13 protein-coding genes and 1 rRNA gene are annotated in these 18,608 nt (G+C 45.3%); 2 read left to right on the plus strand and 12 right to left on the minus strand.

What is annotated here, in order from left to right; translation table 11 throughout:
• From DVG78_RS25225 to DVG78_RS25270, 10 genes are all read right to left on the minus strand, one after another.
• A 16S ribosomal RNA gene (locus DVG78_RS25225) occupies nucleotides 1-123 on the minus strand; the annotation flags it as partial.
• Nucleotides 124-731: 608 nt separating this feature from the next.
• Nucleotides 732-1,451 (minus strand): bacillithiol biosynthesis deacetylase BshB1, encoded by a 720-nt coding sequence (gene bshB1 / locus DVG78_RS25230; protein ID WP_114463800.1) that lies wholly within the window; start codon nucleotides 1,449-1,451, stop codon nucleotides 732-734.
• A 6-nt stretch (nucleotides 1,452-1,457) separates the two neighbouring features.
• A complete protein-coding gene (locus DVG78_RS25235; protein WP_229598317.1) occupies nucleotides 1,458-2,537 on the minus strand; it encodes a M23 family metallopeptidase in 1,080 nt (359 codons plus the stop codon).
• A 72-nt stretch (nucleotides 2,538-2,609) separates the two neighbouring features.
• The gene (gene trxB / locus DVG78_RS25240; protein ID WP_114463802.1) at nucleotides 2,610-3,551 is read right to left on the minus strand and encodes a thioredoxin-disulfide reductase; all 942 of its coding nucleotides are present in this window, start codon (nucleotides 3,549-3,551) and stop codon (nucleotides 2,610-2,612) included.
• A gap of 169 nt (nucleotides 3,552-3,720) precedes the next feature.
• Nucleotides 3,721-5,703, minus strand: a complete 1,983-nt coding sequence (locus DVG78_RS25245; RefSeq protein ID WP_229598318.1) for an OmpA family protein — start codon at nucleotides 5,701-5,703, stop codon at nucleotides 3,721-3,723.
• Nucleotides 5,704-5,710: 7 nt separating this feature from the next.
• On the minus strand, nucleotides 5,711-7,693 hold the full coding sequence (locus DVG78_RS25250; protein ID WP_114463803.1) for an OmpA family protein: 1,983 nt from the start codon (nucleotides 7,691-7,693) through the stop codon (nucleotides 5,711-5,713).
• Nucleotides 7,648-8,250, minus strand: a complete 603-nt coding sequence (locus DVG78_RS25255; protein WP_114463804.1) for a 7-carboxy-7-deazaguanine synthase QueE — start codon at nucleotides 8,248-8,250, stop codon at nucleotides 7,648-7,650. The genes DVG78_RS25250 and DVG78_RS25255 overlap by 46 nt, the downstream gene beginning before the upstream one ends.
• A gap of 88 nt (nucleotides 8,251-8,338) precedes the next feature.
• Nucleotides 8,339-9,346 (minus strand): transaldolase family protein, encoded by a 1,008-nt coding sequence (locus DVG78_RS25260; RefSeq protein ID WP_114463805.1) that lies wholly within the window; start codon nucleotides 9,344-9,346, stop codon nucleotides 8,339-8,341.
• 107 nt (nucleotides 9,347-9,453) lie between these two features.
• On the minus strand, nucleotides 9,454-11,436 hold the full coding sequence (locus DVG78_RS25265) for an alginate lyase family protein (RefSeq protein ID WP_114463806.1): 1,983 nt from the start codon (nucleotides 11,434-11,436) through the stop codon (nucleotides 9,454-9,456).
• Nucleotides 11,437-11,499: 63 nt separating this feature from the next.
• Complete coding sequence (locus tag DVG78_RS25270; RefSeq protein ID WP_114463807.1) at nucleotides 11,500-11,958, minus strand: DUF5606 family protein; 459 nt, start codon at nucleotides 11,956-11,958, stop codon at nucleotides 11,500-11,502.
• Nucleotides 11,959-12,151: 193 nt separating this feature from the next.
• Between DVG78_RS25270 and DVG78_RS25275 the strand changes: the two genes are divergently transcribed.
• Together DVG78_RS25275 and DVG78_RS25280 are read left to right on the plus strand one after the other, a co-directional pair.
• Nucleotides 12,152-13,240 (plus strand): plastocyanin/azurin family copper-binding protein, encoded by a 1,089-nt coding sequence (locus DVG78_RS25275; protein ID WP_114463808.1) that lies wholly within the window; start codon nucleotides 12,152-12,154, stop codon nucleotides 13,238-13,240.
• A 54-nt stretch (nucleotides 13,241-13,294) separates the two neighbouring features.
• Nucleotides 13,295-14,797 carry a DUF7133 domain-containing protein gene (locus tag DVG78_RS25280; RefSeq protein WP_114463809.1) on the plus strand — a complete coding sequence of 501 codons (1,503 nt, stop codon included), beginning with the start codon at nucleotides 13,295-13,297 and terminating at the stop codon, nucleotides 14,795-14,797.
• On the opposite strand, the gene DVG78_RS25285 is transcribed toward DVG78_RS25280, so the two are convergent.
• Nucleotides 14,798-15,637, minus strand: coding sequence for a glycoside hydrolase family 16 protein (locus DVG78_RS25285; RefSeq protein WP_114463810.1), 840 nt, complete (start codon nucleotides 15,635-15,637; stop codon nucleotides 14,798-14,800).
• A 115-nt stretch (nucleotides 15,638-15,752) separates the two neighbouring features.
• Nucleotides 15,753-18,590, minus strand: a complete 2,838-nt coding sequence (locus DVG78_RS25290) for a S8 family serine peptidase (protein ID WP_114463811.1) — start codon at nucleotides 18,588-18,590, stop codon at nucleotides 15,753-15,755.
• Nucleotides 18,591-18,608 lie beyond the last annotated feature (18 nt).

Genomic DNA, 18,608 nt, shown 5'->3' on the forward strand with positions numbered 1-18,608 from the left:
GTGATAGGTAGGTTGCATACGCGTTACGCACCCGTACGACAGTGACATTGCTGCCCCTTCGCCTTGCATGTATTAGGCCTGCCGCTAGCGTTCATCCTGAGCCAGGATCAAACTCTCCATCGTAAATATTATTGAAAATCAAATTGACTGATTCGCAAAAGACTAGCTATTAAACCTTAACTTACTCATCATTTCAAAGAGCTAACCAAACTTTTTCTTTCGAAAAAACCTCACATCGTTTGTGAGAATCTCGTGTTTGGGGTTGCAAAGGTCTGAATTTGAATTCTTATTTCCAAATTTTATTTTTGATTTTTTTACTATTCAAAAACTTATTTAGAACAACCTTTTCAACTTTTTCCCCTCACTCATTGTTTGGGGTTGCAAAGGTCTGAATTTGAATTCTTATTTCCAAATTTTATTTTTGATTTTTTTACTATTCAAAAACTTATTTAGAACAACCTTTTCAACTTTTTCCCCTCACTCATTGTTTGGGGTTGCAAAGGTCTGAATTTGAATTCTTATTTCCAAATTTTATTTTTGATTTTTTTATTTCTCAAAATTTTATTTGGAATTTACCTTTGTTTTGGCCCTAACTCGTTGTTTGGGAGTGCAAAGGTAGGTAGTTCATTTTATAATCCAAGACCTTTTTTGAAAAAAAACGACAATTATCAAAAGTTCTTTAAATAGTAAAATGCTACTTACTTAATAGTGCAATTTTCTAAGTATTTCCACTAGATAAGTGACCACAGATTATCTACGCCTAGTATTCTGCGAGAAGTAAAACCTTCTCCATACTTTACGCCTATATAATGTCCATACTCTTTTGATCTGGCTTCCAAAAACTCTAAAAACTCGGGAGAAGAAATATAACTATTGGGTTCTTGGCTGTTGGGATCATGAAATTGGCTCCTAAACGCTCGAATAGCCTCTTCTTTCTTTTTCCAGTAAGGTGTTATGTCTACTACGAAATCGGGCTTAATGTATCTATCTTGGGTAAAATGGTAGATAAACTTAGGCCGCCAAGCCGCCTGAGCGTTTCCAAACTCATCAAATGTATCTATTTGTCGCAATCCAGATAAGAAACAAGCATCATAAATGAGGTTTGCCCCCTTCCCATGGTCGGGGTGTCGGTCTTCTTGGGCATTGGCTAAGACTATCTCTGGTTGGTATTTCCTTATATAAGGTACAAGGGCCAGTTGGTTTTCCTTATCATTTTGAAAAAAACCATCCGCCAGTCCAACATTGTCTCTGACTTCGGCACCAAGTATTTTTGCCGCTGCATCAGCTTCAGCCCTACGGATTTCGGGGGTTCCGCGGGTTCCTAACTCTCCACGGGTCAGGTCTACGATTCCAACGCGCCGTCCTTGGGCTATAGACCCCAAAATAGTGCCAGCGCATCCCAACTCTATGTCGTCAGGATGCGCCGAAATTGCTAGTATATCAAGTTTCATTATTATTTATTTTACGCGAAGCTTTTGGCCGATTTGTAATCGTGCGCTTAACCGAATGCGGTTCTTTTGTGCCAACTCAGAAGCCGACATACCATATTTATTGGCAATAGAGTCGAGGGTTTCTCCCCGGCGTACCCGATGCAGAACGGTACGTTTTACTGCTGCTTTACTTATATCAAACTCACTATCAATTGATTTTCCACCTCTGAGGTGGTCCCAAACCCGGGGCGATAACACAAAACGCTCGCTTCGAATGGTCTGTCCAGGAAAATCCCAAACCCATGCAGGACTAAACGGATTGCCCTCATAGCGGTTTTCATAATGAAGGTGGTCGCCATAGCTTCGACCCGTGTTTCCTCCCAATCCAACCATATCGCCCGCTTTTACGAGCTGTCCTACTTCAACGGTTGTTTTTGATAAGTGACCATATAAGGTTTCGAGACCATTGTAATGACGAACTAGCACGAATCTTCCGTAACCGCCGCCATTGTAAGCAACCACCCGAACAATGCCGTCGTAAGTGCTATATACTGGGTCGCCAGTATTTAAGTCCAAATCCATTCCTTCGTGCCATCTTCCCCAACGAGGGCCAAACTGTGAAGTCACTTTAGCTTCGCTCGTGGGAAGATTCCAAAAACGCCCTTTTCCTGGGTCATACAATCGAAGGGTTAAATTATCCTCAAATTCCAGCGGATTGAGGTTGTAGGGATCGATGGTTTTTGAATCCCAGATGGTGTAGTAATCTGCTACCTGAACCCAATCATCTCCCACTTGCACAGAATCGACAATTTCGGCAACGGTGGTTTCACCTTCGTCAATGGTTCCTGTGGTGTCGTCTGCTACGGTTGGATTAATTTCTTTTACTGGCTCAAACTGATTGGAGAACCGCATTTTGGGGGTTGTGGATTCAAACTCCTCAAATTCGTCCTTTTGTGGCTTGATTACAGGGGTACTGACTTTGGGTTCCTCTGTTTTGTTGGGCTTAATTTTTGGATTTTTTTTAAATAGACCTTTCTCTTGTGCTTGCAAGCCCGAAAAGCAACCAATGGAAAGGAGTACAAACAAGTAAGCAAACTTGGCTTTCATCAGCGATTGGTTTAGCCGACTTTTGAGTAGGGGGAACGCATCCATGCCTACTCAAAAGACGAAAGTTAAACATTAGTGTAAGCCTTTCTCCGCCAAATAACGTTCTGCATCCAACGCGGCCATACAACCGGTACCCGCAGCCGTTATGGCTTGACGATAAATGTTGTCTTGTGCATCGCCGCAGGCAAATACACCTTCTACATTCGTTTTAGAACTTCCTTTGATGGTTTGGATATATCCTGCGCCATCCATATCAATGTATTCTTTGAAAATATCGGTGTTGGGTTGGTGCCCGATGGCTACAAAAAAGCCAGTAACATCCAGTACTGTCGATTCACCAGTCTTAATATTGCGAATTTTTGCACCCGTTACTTCTCCGTTACCAATAATCTCTTCGGTTTCGGTATTCCACAATATTTCGATGTTGGGCAATGATTTGACACGATCTTGCATAATCTGCGAAGCCCGCAACTCATTACGACGAACAATCATGTAGACTTTCTTGCAAAGCTTTGACAAATAGCTGGCTTCCTCACATGCCGTATCTCCTCCTCCTACAATTGCGACCTCTTGATTACGAAAGAAAAATCCATCACAAACCGCGCAAGCCGATACTCCATGCCCATTCAGACGTTGCTCCGATTCCAAGCCGAGCCACTTTGCAGATGCGCCTGTGGCGATAATGACGGTTGGCGACTCGATAAGATGGTCATTGTCAATCCAAACTTTATGAAGAGTTGGATCCGAAAAATCTACTTTTGTGGCTAATCCGTATCGGATATCGCTACCAAAGCGGCGCGCCTGCGCCTCAAAATCCATCATCATTTGGGGTCCCTGTACTCCTTCTGGATAACCCGGGTAATTATCAACCTCGGTCGTGATGGTCAATTGACCGCCAGGCTGTCCGCCTGTGTATAAGACCGGCTTCAAACCGGCACGAGATGCATAAATTGCTGCTGTATACCCCGCAGGGCCTGAACCAACTATTAAACAAGAAACTTTTTCTGAAGACATTACGAAATTACGATTAAGATTCAACGATTTCTCGATGGTTTTTATATTAAATTCTACAACCCATTCCTAAAAATCGTTCATCTATTCAATGCAATTATTTGCAAAAGAGTTGCAAAATTAAGTAAAAAAGTACCGGATAACAAAACGAAGGGAGACCGCTTTTCAAAACTCACCAAATGCGCCATTCTATCCGGCGATTAAGCTGCCGATTCTCTTCGGAAGTATTCGGAGCCATCGGTTTCGCCTCTCCAAACCCAATCGCACGAATGCGCTCACGGGAAATACCTGCAGTAATCAGATAGTCTGCCACGCTTTGCGCCCGTTTTTGGGAAAGGATTTGGTTTTGTTTTGGGTCCCCTACGTCGTCGGTATGGCCTGCGATTTCGATACGTAAGGTGGACTGGAGTTTCAACTCTTCAATCAGCTTGTTGAGTTCAGTCCGCGATTTATCCTGAAGATCCGCCTTGCCTGTTTCAAAATAGATATTACTCAACACGCCGAACGTGTTAAGGTTCATCGGCTCCAGTTTAATGTCAAGTTGCAACCCCTCGGCCTTGTTTTTTTGCGTGTAATCAAAGGATAAACTTTTATAAAAATAACCCGCCGCGTTTACGTACAATCCCCATTCGCTTCCGTTGGGCAGGGTAGTGAGATACTGTCCATTTTCGGTATCAGTCGAAAACCGTTGAACGACCTTTCCCGTTTTTAAATCAATTAATTCAAGATTTGCCTTCACTGATTTTCCCGAGCGGGCGTCTGTTACTAGCCCTTTTAAGTAATTGGCCGCGTTGAATTTTTGTTGTAGTTCGGTCGGCAATCTAAACCGATATAATCTGGACACCCGCTGATTTCCAACCCGCTTGGTATCCAACGAATAATAGCCGTATTGGCTGTCGGACGTAATGACCAAAGCCACCTGATTATCTGACGTATTAATAGGATAGCCTAAGTTCTCGGGTTTTTGCCAGCCCGTAGCGGTGCTGTCGGAGAAAAACAAGTCATATCCGCCAAATCCTTGATGGCCTTCGGAAGCAAAAAATAGGGTATGGCCATTGGCGTGTAAGTAGGGTGAGGCTTCGTCGTCGGGGGTGTTGACTGGCCCTCCAATATTTTTGGCGGCACTCCATTCGCCATTTTTTTGAAGAGATGTGTACCAAACATCTCGTCCGCCGATTCCTCCTTTACGGTCAGATATAAAATATAAGGTGCGACCATCGGGCGACAGCGTTGGTTGCGACTCCCAAAAAGGAGTATTTACGTTGATTCCGATGTTTTTGGGTGCTTCCCAATCTTTGCCGTTTTTACGGCTGATGTATAAATCACAACTTCCGTAGCCATCCCGCCGGTTACAAGCCGTAAAAACCAAGGTACGCCCATCGGCCGACAGCGTTCCCGTTCCTTCATTCTCAGCCGTATTTATTTTATCAGAAATCGACACCGGCGAAGTCCAATGGCCATCTTTAAAATGGGTAATGTACAAATCTTCATCGTTTTCGGGTCTTAATGCGGTAAACAAGAGCGTTTCACCGTCGGCAGTCAGGGCGGGAAAATACTGAAGAATGAATTGATTGACCGTGTCCGATAATTCTTCGGGACTAATGACCAAGGGGTTTTCGATGGCTTTCTCGCCAAATGCACAGGTGAGCAACTGCCGTTGTGCCCGCTTTTGGGCTACACTATTCGGTCGTAATAAAGGAATATAATGGGTTAAATCGTTTTTGGCCTGAGCATATTCACCCGCTCGTAAGTGATATTCGATGAGCTTTTGATAGGCGGCAGCTGACTGCGGCGCATCGGGGCGCAACGTAACTACCTTTCGGTAAGATTGCAACGCCAAATCGGGTTGCGTATAAATTTCGTACAAATGAGCTTTGCGAAAATGGGCCTCGGCAAAAGTGGAATCGTACTTCAGGGTCTCGTCGGTCCAACGATTGGCCTGTTCGTAATTTTTCTCAATAAAAAACTTTGTACTTCGCTCAAATGCTTCAATCGCTTTTTTATTACCCGAAGGGTTGGGAAGAAAGGATTGGGGAGATTGGGCGAAAAGCGACGAAGAGATAAGGAGACTAAAAAAGAATATACTCCTATTTCGCACGGCTGAAGATTGCATTAATCTCGTCCAAAACAATCGTTCATTATGGCTCTTTTTCATTCTTATGTTATTCAATTACTCGCCAAGAAACCCTCCGATTTAGACGACGAGCTTCCTCTGATTTATTATGAATCAATGGTTTACGATAACCAAACCCTTCTGCGCGTAAACGTTTTGAATCCACTCCATTCACTATCAAATAATGAACCACTTTTTTTGCCCTATCCAAAGAAAGCAGTTCATTATACTTGCTGTCACCCAAATCGTCGGTATGCCCCTCTATAATCAACTTAACAGACTTATTTTTTTCCAGAAAATACACAAGTCGGTCCAATTCTCCACTGGATACCGCCTCTAATTCCGCGCTTCCTAGCACAAACAGTACATTTTTTAATACCTCACTTTTATCAGAATGGAAACGCACTAATGCTATTTCCATTTCCTCGTTTTCAGTGATTGTAGCCGAATCTACCCTAAGTATTTTGGGGTAATAACCACTACTTTCCACTAAAACAAATGCATCTGCCCGATTAGGAAAAATAACCACACACTCACCTGTAGAGTCATTGGTTGCGTAGACCGACAGCGGAAATGATGGTATGCTTTGATTATGGATAGTTAACGTAGCCTTAAGAGGTTTACGTATTTCGGCATCCAATACTTTTCCTTTAAGAACAAACGTTCTTGGACACAAAGCCGCCAGTGTATCTGGCAATTGCAAGTAACAAATCTTAGAGCCGGCCGTTATGCCGTCCTCTTTATCAGCCAACTTGTATTTGTATGAGTAAAACGCCTGTTTGCAATCGGGTGCTATATAAAAACCCTGTTGGTCTGCAAAGTCATTCAATGGATACCCCAAATTAATAGGAACTGACCAATGAATATCGGTCAATTTGGAAAGATATACATCAAAACCGCCCATTCCTTCTCGACCATCCGAAGCAAAAAAGAGGGATTCATTGTTGGAGTGAATAAAAGGCGAAATTTCATCAAACGCTGTATTAACGGTTTTTCCAAGATTTTGAGGGCTAGTCCATACACCCGAAGTGTCCAATTGGGCAACCCAAATATCTTTCCCACCAACTCCCAAGGGGCGGTCTGACGAAAAATACAATGTACGTCCATCTGCCGAAAGCCCCGGCTGCGACTCCCAATTTTGAGAATTAATAATCGGCCCAAGGTTTTGGGGCAATTGCCACGTTTGGCTTATTCTTTTAGAAATGTATAAATCACAACTGCCAAGGCCGTCTGGGCGATGACATGCCGTAAAGACTAGGGTGTTTCCATCGGCAGAAACACTACAAGTCCCTTCATTTTTATCGGTATTGATTATCGGGGAAAGGCTACGAGGAACTGACCAGCCAGTTTCTTCTTTTTGAGAGACAAACAGATCTTCATCTCCCCGAAAACGGGTAAAAATCAGGGTCTTTAAATCAGCCGTCAAAACGGGATAACTTTGAAAATCATTACCATTAATCGGCGAAGGTAGGGAGAAACGGGAGGTAGAATCAGCATTGACGGCCAATACCTTTTGGGCGTAAAGACATTGACTCAGATAACGCTGTATGTTTTGTTGATGGGGAAGGTACGTGCCGGGGAATTTTAAATACCCCTGAAAAAAACGAACGGCTTTAGAATAAACTCCTCGGGCTAAATAATGCTTCCCAAGAATTTCATATAGGTTTTTGAACGCTATTTCGGTAGAATCCAATTCTACCGCTTTTTCATAAAAATTAATTGCCGTGCCTTTTTGCGTCAAGTCCCGTTCTAACAATTGCCCGATGCGCATATAAGCGGGCGCAAACGTGCTATCTAAAATAAGAATTTGACGAAATTCTTTTAGTGCCTGTTCAGGATTAAACTGCAATGTCCGATTGGCAGCCTCAAATTCTTTCTGAGCATGTTTTTGAACGCGCTTTTGGGCAGTTGATATGAAGACAACCAGAAAAAGTAAAAAGGAATGAAGCAACGGCAGGGCTCTACTTCTAAAATACGGGCGAAACGCTATGGAATATCCATGTATTTGTGAGTCTGTAACGAAACGCGCCATTGCGGATGCTGTTTTACATACTCAACGATGAGAGGCGTCATTTCTTGCACACGGCTCCATTCGGGTTGAAGCAATAAGACACATTCTTTGTTGACCAAGGCAGCGTGTTGTTCGGCAAATTCAAAATCCGTTTTGTTATACACAATGACTTTCAGTTCATGGGCCTGCGCATACACGCTCGGATGAGGCGCTTTAAATTTTTTGGGAGAAAAACAGACCCAATCCCAACGCCCCGACATCGGATGAGCGCCGGAGGTTTCGATGTTGGTATGAAAACCAGCCGCCTGCAACGCCTCGGTGAGTTGCTCCAAATTGTGCATTAATGGCTCTCCCCCCGTTACAACCGCCATGCGTGCTGGGTACTTCAGCGCCTCTTCCACCATCTCTTTGATACTTACTTTGGGGTGCGCTTCTACATCCCATGATTCCTTTACATCGCACCACACACAACCCACGTCACAGCCTCCGAGGCGAATAAAATAAGCCGCCTTGCCGCTGTGATAGCCTTCTCCCTGAAGGGTATAAAAGGCTTCCATTAAAGGGAGTACTTCGTTCATAGCTTAAAACTAAAATGTGGCCGGCGCAAAACACCGGCCACAGAATCTTTATTTGTTTTTCGTTAGGGTAACTTACCGCTAACGAGTATTATTTCAAATCCTGAATGTCTAACATCCCGACAGCCTTGCCGCCCTCAGTTACCAAAATAGTATCTACGCTGGTTTTTTTGAACAAAGCGGCAGCGGCATCCAACAAAGCATCGGCTTCGATGGAAACGGGCATTTTGTATTCAAAATCACCGATTTTCTTGCCCAATACATCGCGGCCTTCCGAAGAAAGATAACGACGAAGGTCACCGTCGGTAAATACGCCTTTTACGCTTCCATCAGCATTCACTACCGTTACACAACCAAAACCGTATTCGGTCATTTTAACGATGGCATCGGCCAAGGTTGTATCGGTCGAAACCGTCGGATTAACGCCGTTGATGGCTTCGCCAACGGTAACCGTGATAAGGCGCGTATGCTCCACAAACTGCTGCGTACCTAAAGCCGTAAAGCTGTTTTCGGTCAATACCTTCATGATTTTCCAAGGCACCGTAATGGTGTGGCAACCCAAGTCGAGGGCGTTGCGTACGTGCTCGGCATTGCGCACCGAAGAGAACATTACCTTCGCGTCTGAGCCATAAAAATTAACCATTTCTACGCATTCGCCAATCAATTTGATGGCGTCGTAGCCTTGGTCCTGCATCCGACCTGCCAACACGCAAATGTAGCTTGCACCCGCTGCCATGGCCATATACGCCTGCTGAATGGTGTAAACAAGGTGTACGTTGACCATCATGCCACGGTCGCGCAACAACTTACACGCCCGAACGCCTTCCAGCGAAACGGGAATCTTAAACACTGTTTTGGCAGGGTCAAGGCCTAGCGCCAATTGACGTTCTGCATCTTTCAGAATATCTTCGGCGGTATCGCCAAGGGCTTCAATTTGTAAAACAGGAACAATCTTAGAGAGTTTCACAATCATGGCATCGAGGTCGGTAACTCCTTCGCGGTGCATGAATGTGGGTGTAGTGGTGAGACCCGCTAAAAAACCTAATTGAAACGCATTTTCGATTTCTTTAAGGTCGGCTGAATCAAGGTATAATTCCATTTTTTTGGGAAGAATTGTTAATCGTTGTATGTTAACTGCTTGCGGCAATTCGTAAAGTGTAGGTTACGATTACTCCTAAACAAGCAACTATTTTTAGGATGGTTTTTCTAAACAGGCAGCAAAGGTACGGCAAATATTTCGGTTTTGATATAACGCATTGAAGTTGAAAAGACAAGCCTTTTGGCTGGCACTTTCTTTCCATACAGTTCTGAGTACCACCCCTGCGTCTCTTGAGCCATCAATTCTTGGTTATTTTGGTCAACGGCTTTTATCGAAAATCCTTCAAAAAAAGCCTCAGAAGGATGCCAAATTTGGTGCATCGGTACACTTTCGGGGGCGTTTTCGAGCCAATCTTCCACCAGCCAGCGATATGTTCCTGTGTATTTTGTCACCCGACGGCGGTAAATGATGTTTTTTCCTACCTGACCAAAAGCCTGAATATACCCCTCAAAGATTTGGCAGGGCGGGTCTCCTGCTTCATTTTTCCATGCGCCGCTCGCCTTTTTTACCCAATGGTACCACACAAAACGCGGCCCTTTCAGCATTTGGTCATGTTGGCCAAGCATCACCGTATTGTGCGAGGCCGTACCTGCAAAATATTGGGTCCACTTTTCATCCGTGTTATAGAGGTAAGAACCAGCATCGCGCAGAAGATTTTTGCCGTTTACCCAAAGGTCTACATGCAAATCATCGGCCTGAAACGGGCGGTCTTTGTAAGCTCCGCAACGAATAAAGGTCAGCGAATCGCCATCGTGCAGGGTGTAGTAGCCGCCTTGCGGGAACCCCACCCCCTGCCCCCTCCCCTGTAAGGAGGGTGATTCATTGGCCCTCCCTACAGGGGAGAGTTGGGGGGAGTTCAATCCGTACCAAAAACCATCTTCAAAACATCCTTCTTCTATTTTCAGAACCGAAGCTAAGGCATTCAATTGGGGACGGTAATCGCGAAAATGAGCAGCGTTAAGTGGAAAAAATAAAGCGCCGTCGTTGTTTCCGTAGTTGGGCAACCACCCTGATTTTTTATCCTGACAGGCCCGCAAAAATTCTAATGATTTTTGAGCACGCTCGTACACTACGTTATTAAATCGCTCTCCGTTGAGTTCGGCCAGACGAATTCCCCATGTGAGCAGTTGAATCACCACCCGATGATAATTCATCGAAAACTGCAAAAAAGTCCCGTCTTCATAAATCTGATAGGCTATTTCTTCTTCAAACCATTGTTTACCAAGCGTTTTCCAGCGTTTTGATTCAGGAAAGAAGGGATACAAAAGCCCTACCAAATACAACGTGAGGGTTTCGGTAATGGCGTGGTTGTTGCGAACGGCAATGCGTGAAAAATCAATATTTGCCTCTACGTGGCGCATTTGCCAGTAGATGACGTGCATCATTCGCTGAAAACGCTCTTCGGTCAGGGCGGGAGAACTTTTATAATAATGTAGGGCAAACGTCCAGTTGAGCACTCGCAACGATATTTCCTGACTGCACCGCCAATTGGGACCGCAATTGATTGGGTTGGCCGTTATCCAACTCTCTATTTCTGCAAAAACCGTTTCTGATAAATCCTCTTTAGTATAAAAATCGTACCGAATCAGGGGATACAAAAACGCAAAACGAGATTTTTCCCAAACGTATTTTATATCGCCCGCCGTGGGTGAAAAGTCAGGAATTTGGGTCCAATGTTTTGTGGCATCGTAGCGATAACCGTTGACGGGGTTGGTCAGCCAATCACTGACTGAATAGTAGGATGCGCTGAAAAACAGGATGTTTCCTTTCTGATATTCGGCTATTTGTTGTTTTAACGCATCTGACGGTTTGGAACCGTCGGACACATTTTGGGTGGCGGAAGATTTTGGGGAGGATGCGTCTGACGGTTTGGAACCGTCGGATGCATTTGCAAGAAGTTCTTCACGACTTTCGAAGAAAAACCTTCCATGATGTTTTTTCCATTGAGGCAGCGTAATCAACGCTTTTACTGGAGGATTGACGGGGAATTGGGCTTTCAACAGACCAGTCCTTCGGCGCAATTCGTAGCGTAAACGAAACCACACGTAGCGCGGCCCCATGTTGACCAGTAAGTTAAAAAAAAACAACATGCGTTGGAAAGAGAAAAAGCCGTGACCTTACATCACGGCTTCGTACAAAGTGTTGCGGTGAGACTACTTACTTTCTTCGGCAGGCTGTTCGCTGCTTTCTTCGGACGGTTGTTCTTCCGATGATTTTTCAAACACTTCTGGGGCGTAAGCCGTCAAGATATTATACCAATTGATAATTTTACGAATATCAGAAAGGTATACTTTTTCGGTATCATATCCAGGCAAAACTTCCGACATAAAATCTACCAACTGATAATCCGACAATGTTTTTGCGTCGGGCTTGTTATCTTGGTATTTTTCATGAATGCTCGCAAAGACATCTCCCAGTGGAGTGGCTTTTTCCTCATCCTGCATGAAGATGGAGATATCTTTCAACACTGACACCCGCGCCGAAGCACCAATCATTGATTTTTCGCGTTTGTCGTCCAAACTTTCAACAATTACACCCCCACGACCGGGTTTCAAAATACGGTACAACCCACTTTTACCCGAAAAATTGGCAATTTCTTTCAACAATTCCATATCCAATGGTTATAATAAAACGTTTCAATCCATTTATTGAGCGGCAAAAATAAAGGAATTTCGCGAATCCGTCACATTTTCCCAAAAGCCGCATTTCATTAACGTTCAAAACAAGGAGAAATAGGCTATTTTTGCCATTAAAATTTCAAAAACGTATTTTGCCCCAAGCGTTATTCCCCAAACCCACTATTTCATGCGTCTATTCTTAATTGTTTTCGGTCTTTTCATTGCTACCAAAAGCTTCTCTCAATCCGATACTACGATTACATTACAAGCCATTACGGGGCTTCAATATGACTTGGTAAGGATTGCGGTAAAACCTTTACAGAAAGTAACAATCATTCTTAAAAATGAGGATGATATGGCCCACAATCTGGTGTTTACTAAACCCGACAAACGCTTATCGGTGGTGGAAGCCGCCATTAAAATGGGCGATAAAGGGCAAGCGGTTAACTACGTACCCGAGTCAGATGATGTATTGGCGGCGAGCAAAATATTGATTCCCAACACCACACAAACATTTACGTTTACGGCCCCCAGCAACGAAGGGGCATACCCATACGTGTGTACTTACCCAGGGCACGGCTATGTCATGTACGGCGCACTCTACGTGACGACCAAGCCGTTACCTCCCTTGGCAACCGACCCCAACATTCCGCCTTCTCGCCAAAACACCGAGATTATGGTCAGTTCTCCGCATCCGTTTACGCTAGAATACCCGCTTTTGTACCGCACGTTTATGCCTGACTGCGGCCCAGCGGCCATTGCGGTAGCGCTGACTTCTACGCATTCGTACTGTTTCGACGCGGGCAAATGTTATCTGCGCTACGCCTGGGCGGGCGGGTTTGTGGACAACACCGCCCATTGGAAAGGCAATGGTAATGCGTTTGCCAAAATTCAGGGCAATATTTATTTCAAAGATAACGTCACCTATCCGCTGCGCGTGGGCAAAGCAGATAAATTGCCCGATGTCAGTTTCAAAGGATATACTTTAGCAAACCGTTTGCCCACATTCAACTATGCGCTTGACGGCGTTGACGTGAAGGAAACATTGAAAACCCTCGCCAATGAAGAAGGCCTAACCCGCGTCTTTACGTTTGCCAAACCCACTACCCAAACGTTGTATTTTGTTACCAAGTCCGACGACGGAATCACGTACAAATCGTCCGTGGGGAAATGGCAACATGGCACGCTGGCAATTCCTAAAGGCACCTCAAAAGTGACATTGACCATGAAACGGAACAAGACACAGACACCACACGCCGCCGCCCACAGTCATTAATTTTACAACATTTTTAAGAGACGTAATTCACTCATTTATAGATGCTTATTTAGCATGAAAAAACATCCTTCATTCCCTCAGCTATTATCGTTTTTGTTCGTTGGCTACTTGCTTTTCGGCTCATTCAACGATTGTTTTGCACAACGCGATACCATCACAAATTATTACGAAACCGAGCAAATCAAGCTCCCCAAAGGTCTACGAGCCGAGACCGGCGGTATGGATTTTATGCCCGATGGGCGCTTGGTAGCGTGTTTTCATTTGGGCGAAGTAATGACCTACAACCCTAAAACAAAAACGTGGAAAAAGTTTGCGGAAGGGCTACACGATCCGTTGGGCGTAGTGGCCGTCAGCAATTCGGAGATTTTGGTGGTGCAACGCCCCGAAATGACCCGCATCAAAGACACCAATGCCGACGGCGTAGCCGATGTGTACGAAACCATCACCGACGATTTTGGGATGTCGGGCAATTACCACGAATTTGCTTTTGGGCCGTTGAAAGACAAAGAAGGTAACCTATTTATGGCCCTCAATGTTGCATCCAACGGCGCTGGCATTCGTCCCGAAATACGTGGGCAATACGACTCACTCAGTCGCGAAGGCCGGATGTATTCCTGCGTGCCGTACCGCGGTTGGGTCATGAAATACAACGTTAAAACCAAAAAACTGGAGCCGTACGCCTCAGGTTTTCGGTCGCCCAACGGCTTAGGCTTTGATGCTAAAGGCCGACTATTTGTTTCTGACAATCAGGGCGATTGGCGCGGAACCAGTCCGCTGTATCACGTCGAAAAAGGAAGATTCTATGGTCACGTAGCTAGCTTGATTTGGCAGGAAGGTTTTCCGAGGGTAAAGCCTTTGTCGTTGCCCGTGGCGCAACTCGACAGCATGAGAACACGCGAATCTATCGCATTCCCCCACACCGAAATCGCCCACTCTCCTACCCAACCGCTGTTGGATAATACAGGCGGAAAATTCGGTCCTTTTGCTGGGCAATTGTTTATTGGAGAAATGGATTATCCAAGATTGGTACGGCTCCTGATGGAAGAAGTAAATGGCCAATTGCAAGGTGCCTGCGTTGCTTTCGGCGACGGAACGGGGCTACTGAAAGGCAATAATCGATTGGTTTTCGACAAAAACGGCGACTTATGGGTAGGGCACAACGACCATGGCTGGGTAGGCGACGAAGGACTATCAAGGATTCACTGGAAAGGCAAAGTGCCGCTGGATATTATAGCGATGAATTTGACCACGGAGGGCTTTGAGCTTACTTTTTCTTTACCCGTAGACCCCAAAATCGCTTCTAACCCTGAACTTTACAAATTTCAACGGTATTACTACAAATACCACCAGCCCTACGGTTCGCCCAAAACCGACGTAGCCGACGTAGCTATTAAAGAAGTGAAAGTCGCCCCCGACGGCCGTAAAGTGACATTCAAACTAGCGGAATTGAAAGCGGGTTATGTATATGACCTAAAGATGGGAGAATTACAAACTCCCGACGGCAAGTTGCTGATGAACAGGGCAGTGTTTTATACTTTGAATCAGTTGAAGAAGTAATTACCGCTGATACACCCGCACATAATCAATCTCATACTTTGAGGGAAATTTTGTACCCGAAGGGTCGCCGCCGTTATCGCCACCGACCGCGAGGTTGAGCAGTAGATAGTGGGGTTGCATAAAAGGATTTTTCCCCGAACCATCGCGGTTAACGGTTTGGGAAAGCTCCACAAAATTGAGCAGTTCGTTGTCTACATACAGCCGAATGGCTTTTTCGTCCCAATCCATGCGCCACACGTGAAATTTCTTGCCCCAACGGCGGTCTTCAAAGGTTTCGATGGGTTTCTTGAGGTCTTGCCAAACGCCCTTAAAACGCGTCTCGCTACCCCAGGCGATGTTGGCCAGCAGCATTCCCCGGTAAAATTCCATAATATCAATTTCGCCATTGCGCGGCCATTCGCCTTCTACGCCCAGCGTCCAGAAGGCGGGCCAGAGTCCAGGGCGGGTGTCGATCCGGGCGCGCATCTCGATGCGCCCGTATTTCCAACTGTGCAGCCCCTGCGTTTTTAGGCTCGACGCGGTGTATTCTATTTCTTTGCGGTTCTTTTTCCAGTCCTGACTGTTGGAATCATAGTTTGGATTTGGGCGGTTTTCGCGGCGCGCTTCGATGATGAGTTTGCCTTTTTTGCAATAAGCATTTTCGGGCTGGTACCACTGCAATTCGTGGTTACGTACAAATCCCTTTTCAAATGTCCAATTGTTTTTATCAGGCGCACCGTCAACGTTAAATTCATCGGCCCAAACAAGGCCCCAACCAAAATATTCACGTTTTTTTTGGGCTTGCACTGATACCGAAACAATGAAAAATAAGCAAAGAAGGCTGCGAAATTGACGCGTCATTTTAGTGTATTTTGCGGGTAAACGAACAGGTTTTATGTGCCAAAGCCCTCACCTGCCTCAAAACTACTTTGTTCGTTTTTTATTTCATCATTATCACCGCCCTATCCTAAAACTTTCAATTATCACAACCTATCCCAGCTTGCGCCGTGAAAACACTGTTTCCGCTTGCGCTAAAACCCGGGTTTAGGAGAATGGCATTGTTGGCTCGGTATTGAATTTGGGCGGGGGTTTCTATTTCGTTAGAGGCCGTAATGGTCATTCCCGTAAAAGTCTGCACCGAATTGGCGTATATTTTGTCCGTAATCAATACATTCGTCAACGGCGATACAAAAGCGACGGTATTGGACGTAATGGGCGCGCAGGTGGCTAGTGAATCGGTGCAGGTGGCGGAATAATTAATCGGCGTGGATGGGGTGACGAGAAGCGCTTGACTCTTTTTGCCGTTTGACCACGAGATTTTGTTCGTTGGACAACCGATGGCCAGCAGCAAATATGTTTTTGTCGAACAAAGCGTGACGGGGCTTGTCAACGGCGGCGTATTGCCAATCACCACACCTCCTACCATCGTTGAATCAACTATTACATACTGATTATTAGTGTCTTTAGCCACCTGAAGTGGTTGATTTTTTAGAAAGTTATTAAACGTACTATCATTGGCTAAGTTCATTGAAATCGGAAATACGTAGACTTGCGGTACAGGCGTAACTGTCACAGTAACGGGCGTTCTGGGGCTTGGGCAAAGCCCTTCGCACCTAGATTGCACATAATAGGTCTGCACTCCAACCATGGTCGTCAAGGCTAAATACTCCGCTCCAGCACCCAAAAGCACCCCTCCTGTGGCAGAATCCCACCAAGTAACGGTCGGTGACTGCGCTGGGCTATTGGTGGTAAGGGTAACTGAAAAATTTTTGACACACAAGGGGTCAATAAAACCATTGTCCTCGGCCAAAAGCGTCCATGCCCCAGCAGGTTCTTCATTGATAAAAGCAGAAAATGATTGAGTGGGAGCAAATGTACCCGATATTGGAAGTGAGTTGAGAAGTATTGGGCTTGCGCTATCTTCAAAAACCGTTGTTACAACGCCAGAAGTAGTTGTCCCTGAGGCATAAGTGTTGGCCGCAATTAAGGTAATGACCGTTCCCGATGGGGATTTAAGTTTAAAAGAAACCTCCTCGTTGAACGGCTTACCACCCCCGTCCGCTGCATCGCAGGTGTTTTCATCGCCTTGGTCTTTTTTCTCCCATGTAATCGACACTTTCACCGAAGTGATTAAACCGCCCAAGCCCGCGGCATTTACGCTTGGATCATCGCCGTTTTTACTAAATCCGTCATAACCAACGGTCGGTCCGTTATACGTAAAAGTCGTAGGGCCTGCGTAGTTGCAGTCAGCCGCATTGGCCAACAATCCGTTTCCGATGGTTAAAGGCGTACAATAAGAGACCTCTTTGTTGGTTACACTCGGGGCCGCTGTAGCGAGCGTATTGTATCTTACCTTAACCGTACCCGAATTGATAACGCATTGCTGTTTTGAAATTGTTACCTGATAGTCATTGGCGGTATTGACTACCAACGAATCAGCGACATTCGTGGTTTCTGCCCCATTCACCCGCCATTGATAACTTAGGCCCGGGCCAGTATTGGCCGACAACGTAACCGATTCACCCTCACAAAGATACGTTGAGCCATTAGCCATAATCGTTGCCGAAAATATCCCCTGTGTGGAGCACGAAATCGCCTTCAACAAGTTGATTCTACCTGCCCCTAAAAGCCCAATTTGGGTAGGATTAGCCGCGTCGATGTTATCCGCGGTATTGACTAAAATACTTTCAAGCTCCGCAGAAGTCAACGAAGGGGAGCACGACCAAATATAACCTAATACACTCGCCACCAACGGGGTAGCCATCGACGTACCATTAAAAGAGGCGTATTCATCAGTGGGCACTGTACTTAAAATACCGCGCCCCGGTGCCGAAATATCCACCCAAGAACCATAGGTAGAAAACGAACTGCGCTTATCGTCGGCATCAAGGCTGGCAACCGAAATCACATGCGTATACGCCGCTGGAAAACTTTCCACATCGTTGTTGTTGTTTCCTGCCGCCGCCACAATCACAATCCCTTTTGAATGCACATAGTCAATCACTTCTTGCTCGGCCTGCGAATACCCCGCCCCGCCCCATGAGAGGCTGATGATTTGGGCCCCATTGTCGGCCGCCCAAGTGATACCCTCAAATCCGTTGTAGATTCCCAGCGGACTTCCGCCGTCAGGTGTAGCTTTTACGGGCAAAATCTTGATTCGGTTGTTTGAGGCCGACGCTATTCCTATCGTATTATTACTCACGGCGCTGAGGATTCCCGCCACGTGCGTACCGTGGCTAAAGCTGGTATTGGGAGGATTGGGGTTATTGTCGTTATCTGACAAATCAAACCCTGGGAGCATATTCGCCTGTAAGTCAACGTGGTTTGTTTGAATGGCATTGTCTACCACCGCCACCACAATATTTGTATCACCAGCATTTACATCCCAAGCTTCAAATGCTTTGATTTTGGTTAAAGACCATTGTGCCGCCACAATCGAGTCATTGGGCGTAGCGATGATTGTACGAAAAGGCACTTTCTCAACGTATTCAACCTCGGGATTTTGCTTGAGCAAATCAATCAGCTCATCTATTTTATCTGGTTTTTTTACGGTAAGACGGTATATTTTTTGAAGTTTTTCAGAACCCGTGGTGAAGAATGCACGACTCATTTTTGTCAGGACAAAATCCGTAGAAAAATCCTTTAAAAAAGGGAGTTCCCTCTCGAAATTGACCGTAGCCGTCAAAGTTCCGACGGGCTTTTTAGTAACTTTTAGGTATATTTCTCCATCAATAAAATCTTTGTTAATTTTCTGACCAAATGAAAAATGAGAAAAAAGAAGGCTAAAAAAAAGCAACTGAACACGCCTTGTCATACCGCACTGATTTTTGGA

The sequence above is a fragment of the Runella aurantiaca genome, assembly GCF_003339505.1.
Classification (GTDB): domain Bacteria; phylum Bacteroidota; class Bacteroidia; order Cytophagales; family Spirosomataceae; genus Runella; species Runella aurantiaca.